Origin of the sequence: Priestia sp. SIMBA_032 (assembly GCF_046535215.1) — a bacterium.
GTDB lineage: Bacteria > Bacillota > Bacilli > Bacillales > Bacillaceae_H > Priestia > Priestia aryabhattai.
Window position 1 is genome coordinate 1 of sequence record NZ_JAWRXD010000563.1, and the last position, 276, is coordinate 276.

The 276-nt window shown below is 64.5% G+C and carries 1 protein-coding gene; it reads left to right on the forward strand.

Annotation, left to right across the window (positions count from 1 at the left end; genetic code table 11):
- Nucleotides 1–276 (forward strand): hypothetical protein (locus SB717_RS35540; RefSeq protein WP_410907642.1); only part of this gene is annotated, 276 nt, incomplete at both ends.

Here is a 276-nt window from a genome sequence, read left to right on the forward strand (position 1 = left end):
GGCGACGCCATCGACGCCGACCGGCTGAACCAGCAGGTGAACGGGTATCGGATCGAGGTGGTCGAGCCACTGCGGACGGTGCGTCTGATCCTCGAGCCCACCGAGGGCATCGCCATGGACATGACGTGGCAGGGTTCCTTCGACGTTCTGCAGGAGCAACCGCACATCATGCGTACCGGGAGCCGAATCACGTTGCAGGCGCAGCGATTCGCCCAGGTGGGTACGTGGAGCGGCACGTTGTCGATCGACGGGACCGATATCGTCGTCGATCCGTCG